We start from the raw sequence: 15,475 nt of genomic DNA on the forward strand, positions 1-15,475 counted from the left end.
CCGCTCGGTCCGAGAGATAGAAGCCGTCGGGTCCGCCTTCGTCGACCCACCACGCGTTGGTTGTTACGGAGCCTTCAGCGCCCACGATTCGCTTCAGCACCCGCGACCCCGCCGAGTCATCTCCACCCTCGCTACCGGCGGGGCGATTCTCGCGGCGGTGGTCTCCGTCGGGCTCTACGGACTGCCGCTCGCGCCGCAGCCGGGCCTGCTGTCGAGGGCGGCAAGGCCGGCGCGCACGCACGGGTGCCGACCTCCAGATCCGCGGGCTTGCCCTACTGCGGAATTTCGACCTCCGGCGTGGAACGCACTGTGTCAGCCCCGGGGGCACTGAGGAAGTAAGCATCCGCTTCCTCGATGGAGTGGAGAATCTGCTCCTCAGCCACGCCGGTCGAACGGGCGAATTCGACCGTGCCGAGGAGTTGGAGTTCGACATTCGCGGTGACATCAAAGGCACGGCTCTGAAGATCGCGATAGTAGTCGTGCGCCGCGATGATCCGGACGTACTCGGCCTGAAGTTCGGCCTCGAGGCCACCCACGTACTCCTTGATCTCTGCGGCGCGCGCCTCGATCGCTGCGTTCTCGGCTTCGTTCAGGAACTTCTTGCCCTGAGCGAGGACCATGCTCGCAGCGATGGAACCGACGACAGCACCGACGATTGGGATCGGGATGATCATCTGGCCGAGGCCCGCGCCTACCGCAGCGCCGGTCGCCTCGATCGCGTTGAAGAACGCCACGTCGGTGAACTCATCGTCGTCGAGCTTCCCTGCACGATGGTTCGCCACAGCAGTCGCGAGCCCGATGGCTCCCGAAGCAACCGCGGCGGCCGCAGGCGCGCCCATCCGGCAGACCTGCGTCAGCCCGTAGATGGCGAGGCCAGTGAGGCCGCCCCTGAGGCTGCCCTTCGAAGTCTGGACGCCTCCCTCACGCCAGTCATTTCTGTCGAACTCCCAGATCCTGGTCCCCTCGCGGTGTCGGCGATAGACGTATGCACAGAACGCGAGCGTGCCCTGTACTGCTACCGCCGTGCCGGCGACCTTTGCCGCTTCGCCCCAGGACGGCGCGGCCTGCTGGGCTGCGCTTGCCCGCTTCGATGCAGAGTCATCCTTGATCTGCTGGCGCTGCTCCTCCGCCCTCTGCCGCAGGTCGGCGGACTTCTCTTCCAGCGTTTCGCTGATCGCACCCCGTTGGACTTCGGCGTAGGCCAGCTTCGAGGGCCTCATCCAGCTGGAGTACGGCTCCCCGCGTGCGGCACTTTCCTGTTCAATGAACTCGCGGATTGCATCGACCTTCTTCGCGGACAACGCCGAGCCATCAAACTCGACGCGGGTCTGTCCGCGCATGATTCGGTCGAAGACCTCGAAGTGATCCTTCGGGAACATCATTTTCATGTCCCGGTAGTGCACCGACTGCAGGACTTCGTTCTGCGGGTTCGCGTAAAACTTCATCTGGACCGGGGTGCCCCAGGAACTTAGATCGGCGCGCCCGTTGTCGGCGAGCACGCGGGTCAGTGGGCGGATACCTTCTATCGCGCGTTCAGCGTTTGCGACCCCTGCTTCCGCATACTCCGCAATGAAACCGTGGAGACCTATCGTGCCACCGCGGTTAGTCTCGATGATTCCCTGGACGCTTATTCGTGCGAGGTCGAGTTCGAGGAGCGCTCGGGCCTCTCGCGAGGCAACTGTAGCCAGCCCCTCAGTCTCGCTAACGAGTATCCGCTCCAAGTTAGACACGAACTCCGCCAGCCGCGTTGCTTCCAGGTAGTTGACCTGCCCGGCGATGCCCTGCGCGACCGCGTTTTCAGTATCGCTATCCTTCGGCGTCAACAGCGATCTCCTTATTGATCAGTTGCGCGAGGGTGAGGTTCGCGTTGACCAGCGCCGCCGCCAGCTGCTTCTCGCCGTCGGTGAAGGACCCGTAGTCCGAAATGGGAACTCGACGGCTCAACCCGGATACTTGCGCGACCTGGGTTGCGGTCACTTGCCGCAGCGCGTCGATTTCGGCACCAGTGCGATCGAAGCGCCGAATTGCGGCCTCAACTTCAAGTCGCTCCTTGTTCGCATCCTCGGCCGCCTTCTTGTTCTTCACCGTGGCGGCCGTCCCGACGCCGACCGAAATCAGCGCAGCTGCTCCCGCGATGGTCCAGCCGACGGGCCCAGCCGCGGCAAGAAGCACGCTGCCTGCCGCCATACCGCCGCCGCCAGTGGCGAGCGCGCCGCCACCGAGCCAAGCGAGGGCCGCGTTCGTCGCTGCTGCACCGGAGAGGCTTGCGACCGCTGTGCCCGTTGACGCCACCCCGAAGGTCGTCGCGACGCCCATTGCCGCGGTAGGCCCCATCGTTGCCACTGCTACACCCAGCGCGCTCAGGGACGCCCCCGCCGCGGAGCCGTTGGCGTTGCGCTTTGCCTGATTCTCGGCCTTCTTGATCTCGTTCCGCTTGCCCTCGAACGAGCGGATCTCCGTCGCGGTCCTCTCAAGCGACACCGCAAACTCGCGGGGAACGTTCGCGAGGGCGTTGATGTGACCAGTGACGACCCGCACCTGCTGCGCCGCCTCCACGCGCAAGTCGTAGAGACCCTCTACTGCGGTCTCGAACTTGCCGGTCGAAGCGGCATACCGCTCGACGGCTTCGTTGAAGCCCTCGACGGCGCGCTTCCGCAACTTCGAGTTGAACACAGTGCGCTCCATGGCCGGGTGTCTGAACCCAGACAACGCTACAGTCGGCGTCCGACAAACCGGTGCGCCCCTATTGGTGTGGTAGCGGTCGTGCGTACCTGTCCCTCACCGCGACTGGAGGTACGAGATGCGAACGTTACCTACCGCTTCGAGGAAGGACAGCTAGCTGTTCTTCCTCGGGAGGTTGTGAGGGCGTGAACTGAGGGAAGGCCTCCGTGGAGGATGTGGGTAACCACACTCACTTCCACACACGGAGACCTTCATGACTCACGCTAACGCTTCGTTCACCGAGCTCGGCAGGCTCAAGCTCGCGCAGCTGGTCGTCGACGAGGGCTGGCCGATCCAGCGGGTCGCTGATCGCTTCCAGTGCGCCTACGGGACGGTCCAGAAGTGGGCCTGCCGCTACCGCGCCGGCGAGCCGATGACCGACCGCTCCTCGCGCCCCCACTCGTCGCCGAACCGGGTCCCGACGAGGCTGGAGCGCCGGATCATCGCGCTGCGCTTCAACCGCCGCTGGGGACCGCACCGGATCGGCTACCACCTGGGCATCGCCCGATCCACCGTCGGGCGGGTGCTGGCCCGGTTCAAGATGCCGCGGCTGCGGGACCTCGATCAGGCGACCGGCCTGCCCGCGCGCAAGCCCAAGCCGGTCCGCTACGAGATGTCGCGACCGGCCGAGCTGGTGCATGTCGACATCAAGAAGCAGGGCCGCATCCCCGACGGCGGCGGCCACCGCAAGCTCGGCCGCACGGCCGGCAGCCGCAACAACAAGAAGCAGGGCCTCGGCTACGCCTACGTGCACCACGCGGTCGACGACCACACCCGGGTCGCCTACTCCGAGATCCTCGACGACGAGAAGAAGGACACCGCGGCCCGGTTCTGGGAGCGCGCGAGAGCGTTCTACGCCTCCCTCGGTATCCAGGTCACGGCGGTGATGACCGACAACGGCTCCTGCTACCGCTCCCACGCGTTCAAGGCCGCGCTCGGGGAGGGCATCAAGCACCGGCGCACGCGCCCGTACCGGCCCCAGACGAACGGCAAAGTGAACCGCCCCGGGATGTCCGGAGACTTCATTAGTTGGAGGATGAGGTCATGGCACGTCCAAGCAAGTACCCGCGCGAGCTGCGTGAGCGCGCTGTCCGGGCGGTCGCTGAGTCGATCGCCGAGGGCCGGTATCCGAGTGAGTTCGAGGCGATCCGCACGATCGCTGCGAAGTTCGGCATCGGGTCGCCGGAGACGCTCCGCAAGTGGGTGCGGCAGGCCAAGGTCGACGGTGGCGCCCGACCGGGCAAGACGACGCAAGAGCTTACCGAGATCCGAGAGCTGAAGAAGGAGAACGCCGAGCTGCGGCGAGCGAACGAGATCCTCAAGGCGGCGTCGGCTTTCTTCGCGGCGGAGCTCGACCGCCCACCGAAGTATTGACCGCGTTCATCGACGAGCACCGTGACGTGTTCGGGGTCGAGCCGATCTGCCGCGTGCTGAGCCAGCACGGCGCCGCGATCGCCCCGTCGACGTATTACGACGCCCGCAAGCGGCCTCCGTCGAAGCGGGCGCTGCGGGATGCGGAGATCGAGGCGCTGATCACCGAAGCCCGGCAGCAGCGCTTCGTCGCCCGCTACGGCGCGCGGAAGATGTGGCTGCATCTGCGCCGCCACGGGCACGACGTCGCCCGCTGCACGATCGAGCGGCTGATGGCACGAAACGGTTGGCAAGGGGCGCTGCGGGGCAAGCGAGTCCGGACCACCATCGCCGACCCCGAGGCGGCCCGCGCGGCCGATCTGGTCGATCGCGACTTCACCGCGGCCGCCCCGAACCGGCTCTGGGTGGCCGACTTCACGTACGTTGCGACCTGGTCCGGGACGGTCTCCGTCGCGTTCATCTTCGACGTGTTCTCGCGCCTGATCGTCGGCTGGCGCTGCGCCACCAGCATGACCACCGAACTCGTCCTCGACACCCTCGAGCACGCCGTCTGGACTCGCAAGCAGGCCGGCGTGACCGACCTGACCGGGCTCGTCCATCACACCGATGCCGGCAGTCAATACACGTCGTTCGCCTTCACCCAGCGGCTCATCGACGCCGGCGTCGACGGCTCCGTGGGTTCCGTGGGCGACGCCTACGACAACGCGCTGGCCGAGTCGCAGATCGGCGCCTACAAGACCGAGCTCATCCGCCCGGAAGGCCCCTGGCGAGACGTCGAGCACGTCGAGCTCGAGACCCTCCACTGGGTGCACTGGTTCAACTACGAGCGCTCCCACGGCTCAATCCACGACCTCACCCCGGTCGAGATCGAGACCGCCTACTACGCTTCGAGGAACCGTCTCCTCCCGACCGGGTGAAGACACAGAACGAAGTGTCCGGACATCCCGGGGCGGTTCAAAGCCTCACCCGTCGACAACAGCGACCGCGGCACCTGGCGCATCCGCCACGACCGCGTCGACCGCTTCGGCAAGCTCACCCTCCGCCGCGCCGGCCGACTCCACCACCTGGGCATCGGCATCGACCACGCCCGCACACCCGTGCTCATCCTCATCGACGAGACCACCGTCACCGTCAGCGACCAGACCACCGTCGAAGTCCTCTCCACCCACACCGTCGACCCCGACCGCCCCTACTGGCGCAACAACGACAGAAGCCCCGGCCGATGGCCAGGGCTTCTCCCCGATATGAACGATGACGCGGAACATCTATGAACGATGTCCCGCGTCATCACAATCGTGGATCTGGGGGGACTCGAACCCCCGACCCCCTGCGTGCCATGCACGGCGCAAGATCCCCGGATTTCCGCCTGTTCATGGCCTGGAAATCCACGCTACAACCCTCCCTGTTACGCCCACTTACGCGGGCCAACGCTATGCACTCTTGACCGTACCCTTTACCCGCGCGGGCCGCGAGCGGCCGGTCCACATGTGCAAGAGACCCCCTCGCGAGAGCCTCAGCCCATCGTTGGACGCTTCATGCGGTGCGATCGCCGCGTTGCTCTAGGATCGCTCCGAGGCCGATCGGAAGGTCCGCTGATGATGGCTAAGAAACACCGCCGGAAGTGGGTGAAGGCTGCCGCAGCCGCGACAGGCACGGTCGTTGTCGCGGTCGTGTCGGGGCTGGCTGGCAGCTACCTCGGTATCGCCAGCGAACGGGATCAGTGGCCCTTCTCTGCGCCGTCAGCAAGGGACGCCGCCGAAGACCTGGACGGCGTCTTCCCCACCACGGAATGCAAGGCGAACTACGCGACAGTCTTCACCGGCGCCATACGCCGATCGGACGGTTCCTTGGTAGCGACTGTCGAATTGCGCCACGGAAGCGATTGCGGCGCGTCGTGGGTATGGGTACGCAGCAGCGTGGCAGACGTCGTGGTTGAGAAGACGCTGAGCCGCGACGAGAACAACGACGTGCCCGCCATCACAGTCGAGGAGAATGACACCATCGCTTCTGCAACTGGGCCCGAGCGGGAGTCTTACACCGAGCAGGTCTACTCACCAGAATGCGTAACCTTCAGCGTTGTGGTTCGGGAGGTCGCGACCGGGGCGGTGCTTGGCGCGGTACCCGACACTCGAATCTGCACTGATGCTTGAGAACCGCGACAGACGAAGCCGTTCGCGCTGAAAGCGCTTCATGACTGATGCTTCCCTGAGGTTCGCGTCCCGAACTCGACACAGGGACGCTTGTGCGCGGCAGAGCTGTAAACGCCCCCCAGCGGGCCTTTCGCTCCCATAACGAGCATGCTGCTCGACCCCGCCAGCGACGGGTAACTTGGACGTCAAGCTCTCCTGGTAGCTCAATGGATCGAGCCGCTCATTGACGTGGAGCAGGATGCGGGTTCGAGCCTCATCCGGATTTCCCCGCAGGGCCCCATGCGCCGCTAGCCAACGTCAGCGGATACGGCGTCCTCGAACGCGTCAGCCGAGCCCGCTATCCATCGGATACTCCGCGCAGCCACAGCTGCATCGTCCGGCCGCTCGGCGACGTGCACGACTAGCTGCCGGTCACGGGAGCGGCAGTGTCCGACGTCGGAGCGGCTCGTTGCGGATCGTCGCTGCCCGCCCCGGTCCCTATCTCGTAGACGCCGCTGCATCCGAGCAGGCCCACGCCACCGCCGCGCTCGTCCACATCAAAGGTCGTTCCTCCGCCGGCGCACGAGCGCACCAGCTTCGCGTCACGAGCGAACGGCGTGGGCGCCTTGACGTAAGGTCTCGAGGAAGACCAAGACGAGGGGACCTGCAATGGTGCGGGATGACGCGTGGCTAACACGCTTATGCGATAGATGCGGACAACCGGTCCGGCTCGACAGCGATCGTCGAGTCGAGTCGCATGGTGGTCAAGACTCTCGCTGCGCGGCTTCTGGCATGGTCGCGTATGATCCCCTCTTCGAAACCTCAATGCCTTGGGATTGCGCTCGCTGCGGCATCCGCACGCGCGTGAATCTGAAGACCGGCAGGGTCTACTCGCACTCGGTTCCCAGGACCGCTCGAGCTTGCAAGGCGGGCTTCATGGACTTTGGCCCAGTCGGTATCACCGTCACAGTCGTCACCCTCCCCGCCGAGGTGCCGAGAGAGACACCTCGACCGGTTCTAAGCTCGGGGTATCCGACGAGCTCTCAGGTCAGCATCCGTACGGTCCGAGGCGGTCTACCAGGGCAGGGCCGGCGTCGCTGAGCGCGGAAGCCGACCCGTGGAGTAGGCGCCGTCGGATTGGGACGGCTGCTCGAACCCGCCATGACGAGCTGCAATCGAAACGGTCAAGATCCCGCCAGCGACCATGGATCGACTGGGTTCCGCGCGACAGGCCAGAATGACCAAGAGACCTCACAATGATCGACCAGTAAGGACGCAATGACGCTGGACTCCGTATCCTCGAAGCGACTGACCCAGCAGCAGCTCGAGTCGACTCTCTGGGCGGCGGCGAACGCGCTGCGCGGCCCGGTCGACCCTGGTGACTTCAAGGCGTACGTCTTCCCCGTCATGTTCTTCAAGTGGATCAGCGACAACTGGGACTACCGGCACGCGGAGGCCCTCGCCGACTTCGGCGACGACCTGACCGATGAGATCGAGGCGGACTACCAGCCCTTCGCGATCCCGGATGGCTGCCACTGGGACGACGTCTACGGCACGACGTTCAACATCGGCGCGAAGCTCGGCCACACCCTGCAGCGGATCGAGCTCGCGAACCCCGAGCTCGCTGGCGTCTTCGGCGACGTGAACTGGGGCAACAAGGACCGCCTGCCTGAGAACGCCCTCGCGACCCTGCTCGACACCTTCCACCCGGTCAAGCTCGATCCGGACCACGTCGAGGGCGACATGCTCGGCGCCGCCTACGAGTACCTGCTGCGCGAGTTCGCCGAGGCCAGCGGCAAGAAGGCCGGCGAGTTCTTCACGCCCCGCCACGTCGTGCACCTGCTCGTCAAGCTGCTCGAGCCGAAGCCCGGCGACACGGTCATCGACCCTTCGTGCGGCTCCGCCGGCATGCTCGTCGAAACCGTCAACGCCGTCACTGCCGCCGGTGGCGACGCGCGCACGCTCAAGCTGCACGGCCAGGAGATCAACCTCACCACGAGCGCGATCGCCAAGATGAACCTCTACCTGCACGGGCTCCGCGACTTCGACGTCCGCCGCGGCGATACGCTCCGCGACCCGAAGCACGTCACGCGCGGCAAGCTCGACACGTTCGACGTCGTCATCGCCAATCCTCCCTTCAGCCTGCAGAACTGGGGCGCCGCCGAGTGGACGAACGACCCCTATGGGCGCAGCTCCTGCGGCCTGCCGCCCGCGAAGAACGGCGACTACGCGTGGATTCAGCACATGGCCGCGACCATGACCCCCGAGACCGGCCGCGTCGGCGTGGTCATGCCGCACGGCGTGCTCTTCCGTGGCGGCAAGGAGGGCGCGATCCGCAAGTGCCTGATCGCCGAGCAGGACGTCATCGAGGCAGTCATCGGGCTCCCGACGAACCTCTTCTACTCGACCTCCATCCCCGTCGCGATCCTCATCCTCCGCAGGCGCAAGCCCGTCGAGCGCCAGGGCAAGGTGCTCTTCATCGACGCCTCCGCGCGCTTCAAGCCGGGCAAGAATCAGAACACGATGGACGACGCCGACGTCGACGCCATCCACGCGGCGTACGCGCGCGGCGAGGACATCGACGGCGAAGGCGGACTACACCTCCGGCTCGTCGATCACGAGGAGATCGCCGCCAACGGCTACGACCTCAACATCGGCCGCTACCTCGCCGTCGCCGAGCACGCTGAGGTCGACGTCGAAGCGGCACTAGCCGCGTACCGTGACGCGCGCGCCGCACTCCGCGAAGCAGAGCGCACCCTCGACGCCAAGCTCGCCGCGGCAGGTTTCGATGCGTGAGGGGTGGGAGCAGGCACCGCTCGCGCGCGTGCTTCGTCAGCACCGGAACTCTGTGACGGTGGGCTCCCTGGAATCCGTGGACTACGCAGGCGTCCGGCTCGAGGGCAAGGGCGTGTACCGCCGGGACGCTGTGCCGGCGGCTGAGGTAAGGGCCTCGTCGCTGCATCAGCTGCGGTCAGGCACCATCGTCTACAACCGCATGTGGGCGTCGCGCGGAGCGTTCGGTCTTGTGCCTGACGCTCTGGACGGCACGCTTGTTAGCAACGACTTCCCGGCGTTCGAGCTCATCGACGATCACGCGGCCGACGTATCTTTCCTCGAGCTCATGGTCACCTCGCCGCAGTTCTGGGCGAAAGCGAGCGAGCTCTCGTCTGGCTCAACGGGGCGCCGGCGCCTCAAGGAGCAGGAGTTCCTTGGCCTCCCGGTCGCCCTGCCGCCCCTCGTCGAGCAGCGCCGCATCGTCGACCTGATCGGCGCGGTCGACGATGCGATCGAGAAGGCCGAGGCGAGCGTCGCGGCCGCGGGTCGCGCGATGTGCGAGTTCGGGTCTGGGCTGATCGCTCGCTCGGTCAACGAGGGGTGGGCGACGGGCACTCTGCAAGATGCCCTCCTGCGCGACGATGCGATCCGCACGGGGCCCTTCGGCAGCCAGCTGCACCAAAGCGATTACGTTCCTGACGGGCCCGTCGCGGTCATCATGCCGGCCGACATGCGCGACAACCGGATCGACCTTGACGGCGCCGCCCGGGTCTCCGCTGCGGACGCCGAGCGCCTGTCGCGACACTCGACCGAAGCTGGTGACATCCTCTGGTCGCGCCGGGGCGATGTCACCCGGTTCGCCCTCGTCGACCGCGCTGCCGCGGGCAGCCTGTGCGGCACGGGGTGCTTCCTTCTGCGCCCTTCAGACCCAACTGACTCGTCCTGGCTCGAGCCCATCCTGTCTTCCCCGGCCACCGGCAAGTGGCTCGAGTCCAACGCAGTTGGCGCAACGATGCTGAACCTCAACCGCAGCATCCTGGCGGGCGTGCCAGTGCCGCTTCCTCCCAGCAGCCAGCGCCCGGTCATTGCGGGAGCGTGGGCTGCAATGCGGGACGCCGAATCGAAGGCATCCGCCATGAGCGACTCACTCCGCTCCCTCCGCTCCAAGATGCTCTCTGCTCTCCTCTCCGGCGAGCACGCGATCCCCGACTCCTACGACGAAGTGATGGAGGTGGCAGCGTGACCGCATGGGTCGTGCGTGCCGGCAAGCACGGCGAAAACGAGCAATACAACCTCGAGCGAGGTCGCGTGACAGTTGGATGGGCCGACACCGGCGACCTGACGACGTGCCAATCGCGCGAAGACGTGCGGGCAAGGCTGGAGTCGATCTGGCCGGACATGACGGCGAAGCAGCTCGGCAACTTCACCGGCCAGCTGTGGGCGTTCCGCGGCCTGATCCAGCCAGGCGACCTGATGCTGCTGCCCCTCAAGACCAAACCCGGGTACATCCAGTTCGGCCGGGTTACCGGCGACTACGCGTTCGACCCGACCGAGCCGGAGCCGACGAGGCGTCATCTCCGCCCAGTCGAGTGGCTCGGCGAACCTGTGGCCCGGGCCGCGATCAACGAAGACCTCCTACTGATCCTCGGCGCCTACCTGACCGTCTTTAGCCCCTCACGCAACAATGCCGCCGAGCGGCTGGAAGCGCTCGCTCAGACCGGCAGCGATCCGGGCCTGGGCGCAGAGGCGCCCACGGAGCCCGCGCCAACGCGATCCAACGGCGACGACTCAACAGACGTCACCGACCCGGAGCTTGTGCCAACGCTCGAGACGATTCGTGACCGAGTGCGCTCGCATGTCGCGGTGACGTTCCGTGAGCACCGGCTCACCAGGCTGGTCGCGGACATCCTCACCGTCCTCGGCTACCACTGCGAGGTGTCCCCGCCAGGCCCGGACGGCGGCGTCGACATCCTGGCTGGCCGAGGACCTCTCGGACTCGACTCACGGATCGTCGTCGAGGTGAAATCGGAGCCCTCACCGATCGGCACCTCAGTCGTTCGCGGCCTCCACTCCGCGTGGATGCAGCACCAGGCCCAGCAAGGGCTGCTGGTCGCCTGGGGCGGACTCACCAGGCCCGCCGCCCTGGAGTTCAAGAAGCTCACCTGGCTACGGGTGTGGGACGCTGAAGCGCTGCTCGAGAAGTTGTTCGAGACGTACGAGCATCTGCCAGCGGCCACCAAGGAGCAGATTCCGCTCCGCCAGGTCTGGGTACTCGACGACGACGAGACGAGCGCCACATGACCGGGCTCGGCGAGCACCTGAGCGTGCAGCAGCCCCTGATTGCCGCCCTCGTGGCGGCCGGCTGGACGCACACCCCCGGACACCGCCTCGAGCGCGAGCTCGAGTCGCCCTTCATCGAGCGCGAGCTAACGAGCGCGCTCGAGCGCCTGAACCCGCTCGTCGCAGAGGCGCCCGAGCGCGCCGAGGAGGTCCTGCGGCCCCTGCGTGCGGCGCTGCTGTCGGCGCGCGGGGCGGGCCTGGTCGTCGCGAATCGCGACATGGCTGAGTGGCTCCGCGGCGGGCAGTCGGTGCGCTTCCTGGGTGCCCCGCACGACGTGCCCGTCCGGCTGATCGACTTCGACGACCCGGCCGCGAACAGCCTCATCGTCTCCGACGAGGTGTCCTTCGGCGTGCCGGGGCACATGGCTCGCTTCGACCTCGTGCTGTGGGTGAACGGCCTGCCGCTGGCGGTCGTCGAGCTGAAGTCGCCGGTGAAGCACCAGATCACCTGGGCCAACGGCGCCACCGAGCTCGTCCGCGATTACCAGCCGGGCTGGCCGGAGTTCTTCGTGCCGAACGTCCTCGTCGCCGCATCTGACGGCCGGGAGCTGCACTACGCCGGCGTCGGCGCCCCGGTCGAGGCGTGGAACCCGTGGGGAGACTTCGACGAGCCCTACCCGCTGCAGGGCGTGCTCGATGCCGCCTCCGACCTGCTCTCCCCCGCGCGGCTGCTGTCGTTCCTGCGCGACTTCACCCTCTTCGAGACACCGCAGGACAACGCCTCGGCGGAGCTCGTGAAGCTGGTCGCCCGCTACACGCAGGTCCAGGCGGTCGAGCTCATCGCCGAGCGCGCCCTCGACCCCGAGCGCAACCGCGGCCTGATCTACCACACGCAGGGCTCCGGCAAGACGCTCGCGATGGTGTTCGCCGCCGCCCGGCTGCTGCGCGACCCGGCGATGCAGAACCCGACGATCGTGCTCGTCGCCGACCGGCTGCAGCTCGTGCGGCAGCTGTGGGATCAGTTCCGCACCGCGAGCATGCCGCGGCTGGTCGTGCCGCAGAGCGCCGCGGCGCTGCGCAGCGCGCTCGGGCAGCAGGACCGGCGCGGCATGATCTTCGCCACCGTGCAGAAGTTCGCCGGCGCCGGCGTCCTCAACGAGCGCAGCAACATCGTCCTCATGGCCGACGAGGCCCACCGCACGCAAGAGGGCGACCTCGGCACCACCATGCGCGCGTCACTGCCGAACGCCTCGATGTTCGGCTTCACCGGCACCCCGATCGCCGAGCTGAACCGCAGCACCTTCCGCACCTTCGGCGACGAGCTCGACGACGGCCGAGTCCTCCACTCCTACGACGCCGGCCAGTCGATCCGCGACGGCATGACCGTGCCGCTGCACGTCAGCCCCCGCAAGGTCGAGTTCCGACTCGACAAGGAAGCGCTCGACGAAGCGTTCGACGCGCTCCGCACCGCCGAGGGGCTCGACGAGGCCGACGCCGACGTGCTCGCGCGCCGCGCCTCGCGCGTGAGCACCTTCTTCGGCAACCCCGACCGGGTCCGACAGGTGTGCGCCGACATCGTCGACCACTTCTACTCGCACGTCGACCCCTCCGGCATGAAGGCCCAGATCGTCGTCTACGACCGCGCCGCCTGCGTCGCCTACACCGAGGAGCTTCGGCGCCTGCTCGAGGAGCGCGGCACCGGCGACGAGGTCGAGGTGGTGATGACCGTCGAGGAGGCCAAGGGCGACGACGGCGCATGGCTGCAGTACAAGCTGACCGAGCAGGACGAGGAGCGCGTGCTCTCGCGCTTCCGCACCTACGGCGACCCGCTGAAGTTCCTCGTCTGCACCTCGAAGCTCGGCACCGGCTTCAACGCGCCGATCGAGGGCGTCATGTACCTCGACAAGCCGCTCAAGCGCCACACGCTCTTCCAGACCATCACTCGCGCGAATCGCACTTGGCGAAACCCAGAGACCGGCAAGGACAAGCGCTACGGCACGATCGTCGACTACGTGGGCCTCGGCGACGAGTTCGCCGAGGCGATGAAGCCGGCCCAGGCAGGCCAGGACGGGCCCGACATCGACGAGGACGCGCTGCTCGAGGCGTTCGAGCAACAGCTCCACGTCGCGATGCTCCGGTTCGCCGGCCTCGACCACGAGAACCCCGACGGCCGCACGCTGATCGACGCACAGCAGCGGATGCCGAAGCCCGCCGACCGCGACGAGTTCGCAGCGTCGTACCTGATGCTCGAGGGCATCTGGGAGACTCTCGCCCCCGACGCGCGACTCAACCAGCACAAGAGCGCGTACCGCTTCATGGCCCAGCTCTACGAGAACATGAAGCCGGCTGCTGCCGGCGAGAACCTGCTGTGGCAGCGGCTCGGCGCGAAGACGCTCGAGCTCGTGCACGCGCATGTGCTCGATGTGCGGGTCACTTCAGCCGACGAGGTCGTAATCTCGGACGTCGACACCATCCGAGATCTGCTCGACAAGGACGAGCTCCCGGGCCTGGCAGCAGTCGACGGCAAGACGGTCGAGGAGATCGTCGACAGCATCGCGCAACGCCTGAAGAAGCGCCTCGCGGGCAGCAACGGCGACCACCCGATCTACCGTTCCCTAGCCGATCGCCTGGACCGGCTCCGCGAGCAGGCGCTCGCCGCAGCCCAAGCATCGATCGACTGGCTCCGCGATGCGTTCGCGCTCGCGCGCGACGTCACTCAAGCCGAGCGAGCCGAAGACGAGGGAGGCGCAGACGGACTCTCCCTGCTGCCCGATCCCCGGATCGGCGCGCTGACCGCCATTTTCCGGGAAGCCGCGCCCGAGCAAGCGCCAGAGATGATCGAGCGAGTTGTACTCGACATCGACGAGATCGTGCGACAGACCAGTTTCACCGGCTGGGCGCAAACCACGCAGGGCGACAAAGGGGTCCGGAGCGAGATCCGTAAGGTCCTGAGGCGGCACATGCTGCTCAAAGAACCGGGGCTCTTCGAGAGGGCATACGAGTACGTCGCCGCCAACTACTGACGGTCTTGAGGCTGCGATCTCTAGACTCCGCGTATGCGCGACAAGAGCCTCCGCCTGACCGTCGCTTTCCGTGAGTCCGAGCTGCCCATCATCGAGCAGGCGGCCCACCGCCTTGGGATGTCCGTGAGCGACTACGCGAGCTACGCCCTCAGCCGTATGGCCACCCAAGAGCTCGGTCACGGGGCCCGTGCAGCCGACCTCAACTCAGAGCGGTACCCGTCGCGACGCTCCCTCCGCCCGGTCCGTGAGCGCGCCCTCATGCCGATGCCGGAAGTGGTCCGCCAGCTGCGCGAGTTCCTCGGTCCGCAGCTGTTGAGCCTGACCGTCGACGCCAGCGTCGACCAGATCAAGAGCTGGGCACGCGAGGACACGCAGCCGCAGGGGGACCACGAGCGTCGGCTCCGAGAAGCTCACGAAGTCTGGCAGCTCGTCGTGTCCGTGGAGTCATCGAAGACGACGCGAGCGTGGTGGATGAGCATGAAGGACGGACTCGATGACCTCTCCCCCGCGGAGGCGATCGCTAAGGATCAGGCAGCGGCAGTGATGTCAGTGGCGCGCGACTTCCTCGAGGCCGGATAGCCGGTTACAGACTGCTGGTCTCGGCGCATAGCCGTACCGTCATTCGGTGTGACGATCAGGCCAGCGGAGTGGGACGTGCTGCACCCGCTTGACGAGGCGTCGCCCCCTCCTGCGGATGAGAATCGTCACTCGGGACCATTGACCTCTAGCCTGACGGCATGCGCGACCCACTGGACTCGATCCCGATAGACGCCTGTCCGCAGTGCAGCACTGTGCTTCACGATGGCCGTTGCCGCGGGTGCGGCTATGTCCGAGAGGTGCCTCACACCGAGCGGCCGACAGCTGGCGATGACTTGCCAGGAGTTCTCGCGTAGCCCCTCAGGCCTGAACCGGTAGCCCGCGTATCCGCGATGGAACCTGCGAACTGGTGCACTACAGGCGCCTTACCGAACTCGTGACGCGCTGCGCCAGCGCGCCCTCGCGCGCGAGCCGCCAGTTCGCTAGTTCAGTGGCGGCCACGACGTGCCCGGAGGAGAACAGCAGCCATCATCGGAGTGCGGCCAGGGTGGATGATGATATCCGTGCACGCACTGGCTGTCCTCGCGGGCCGCGTGCGTTTCTGCGGTGCGGAGGCGGTCGAGCATCAGCATGCGCAAG

General features: G+C 66.9%; 10 protein-coding genes, 1 tRNA gene, 1 pseudogene and 1 other annotated feature. Of the genes and pseudogenes, 8 read left to right on the plus strand and 4 right to left on the minus strand.

Annotated features, from left to right (window positions below; translation table 11 throughout):
- Positions 1-272: 272 nt before the first annotated feature.
- Complete coding sequence (locus L332_RS29120) at positions 273-1,823, minus strand: hypothetical protein (protein ID WP_021011893.1); 1,551 nt, start codon at positions 1,821-1,823, stop codon at positions 273-275.
- Positions 1,807-2,685, minus strand: coding sequence for a hypothetical protein (locus L332_RS29125; RefSeq protein WP_021065154.1), 879 nt, complete (start codon positions 2,683-2,685; stop codon positions 1,807-1,809). Before L332_RS29125 ends, L332_RS29120 begins: the two co-directional genes overlap by 17 nt.
- A 250-nt stretch (positions 2,686-2,935) precedes the next feature.
- Here L332_RS29125 and L332_RS30840 point away from each other — a divergent pair.
- A pseudogene (locus L332_RS30840) lies at positions 2,936-3,724 on the plus strand (IS481 family transposase); the annotation flags it as partial.
- Positions 3,725-3,765: 41 nt separating this feature from the next.
- A protein-coding gene (locus L332_RS29130; RefSeq protein WP_144061122.1) for an IS3 family transposase occupies positions 3,766-5,009 on the plus strand; the annotation gives its coding sequence in 2 pieces (ribosomal slippage) (positions 3,766-4,054 and positions 4,054-5,009; 1,245 coding nt in all).
- Positions 4,053-4,181: a sequence feature (AL1L pseudoknot), on the plus strand. Its footprint overlaps the gene before it by 129 nt.
- A 45-nt stretch (positions 5,010-5,054) precedes the next feature.
- Here L332_RS29130 and L332_RS29135 read toward each other — a convergent pair.
- The gene (locus L332_RS29135) at positions 5,055-5,357 is read right to left on the minus strand and encodes a hypothetical protein (protein ID WP_021011896.1); all 303 of its coding nucleotides are present in this window, start codon (positions 5,355-5,357) and stop codon (positions 5,055-5,057) included.
- Between the two features lie 31 nt (positions 5,358-5,388).
- A tRNA-Ala gene (locus L332_RS30495) sits at positions 5,389-5,459 on the minus strand.
- A gap of 228 nt (positions 5,460-5,687) precedes the next feature.
- On the opposite strand from L332_RS30495, the gene L332_RS29140 reads away from it, so the two are divergent.
- The 6 genes from L332_RS29140 (at position 5,688) to L332_RS29685 (ending at position 14,878) form a co-directional block, all read left to right on the plus strand.
- On the plus strand, positions 5,688-6,242 hold the full coding sequence (locus L332_RS29140; RefSeq protein ID WP_021011897.1) for a hypothetical protein: 555 nt from the start codon (positions 5,688-5,690) through the stop codon (positions 6,240-6,242).
- Between the two features lie 1,257 nt (positions 6,243-7,499).
- Complete coding sequence (locus tag L332_RS29145) at positions 7,500-9,017, plus strand: type I restriction-modification system subunit M (protein ID WP_021011898.1); 1,518 nt, start codon at positions 7,500-7,502, stop codon at positions 9,015-9,017.
- Between the two features lie 76 nt (positions 9,018-9,093).
- Complete coding sequence (locus L332_RS29680; protein WP_158316744.1) at positions 9,094-10,239, plus strand: restriction endonuclease subunit S; 1,146 nt, start codon at positions 9,094-9,096, stop codon at positions 10,237-10,239.
- Positions 10,236-11,297 (plus strand): restriction endonuclease, encoded by a 1,062-nt coding sequence (locus L332_RS29150; RefSeq protein ID WP_021011900.1) that lies wholly within the window; start codon positions 10,236-10,238, stop codon positions 11,295-11,297. Before L332_RS29680 ends, L332_RS29150 begins: the two co-directional genes overlap by 4 nt.
- Positions 11,294-14,299 carry a type I restriction endonuclease subunit R gene (locus tag L332_RS29155; protein ID WP_021011901.1) on the plus strand — a complete coding sequence of 1,002 codons (3,006 nt, stop codon included), beginning with the start codon at positions 11,294-11,296 and terminating at the stop codon, positions 14,297-14,299. Before L332_RS29150 ends, L332_RS29155 begins: the two co-directional genes overlap by 4 nt.
- Before the next feature lie 33 nt (positions 14,300-14,332).
- Complete coding sequence (locus tag L332_RS29685) at positions 14,333-14,878, plus strand: hypothetical protein (protein WP_021011902.1); 546 nt, start codon at positions 14,333-14,335, stop codon at positions 14,876-14,878.
- Positions 14,879-15,475 lie beyond the last annotated feature (597 nt).

The sequence above is a fragment of the Agrococcus pavilionensis RW1 genome, from assembly GCF_000400485.1.
GTDB classification, from domain to species: domain Bacteria; phylum Actinomycetota; class Actinomycetes; order Actinomycetales; family Microbacteriaceae; genus Agrococcus; species Agrococcus pavilionensis.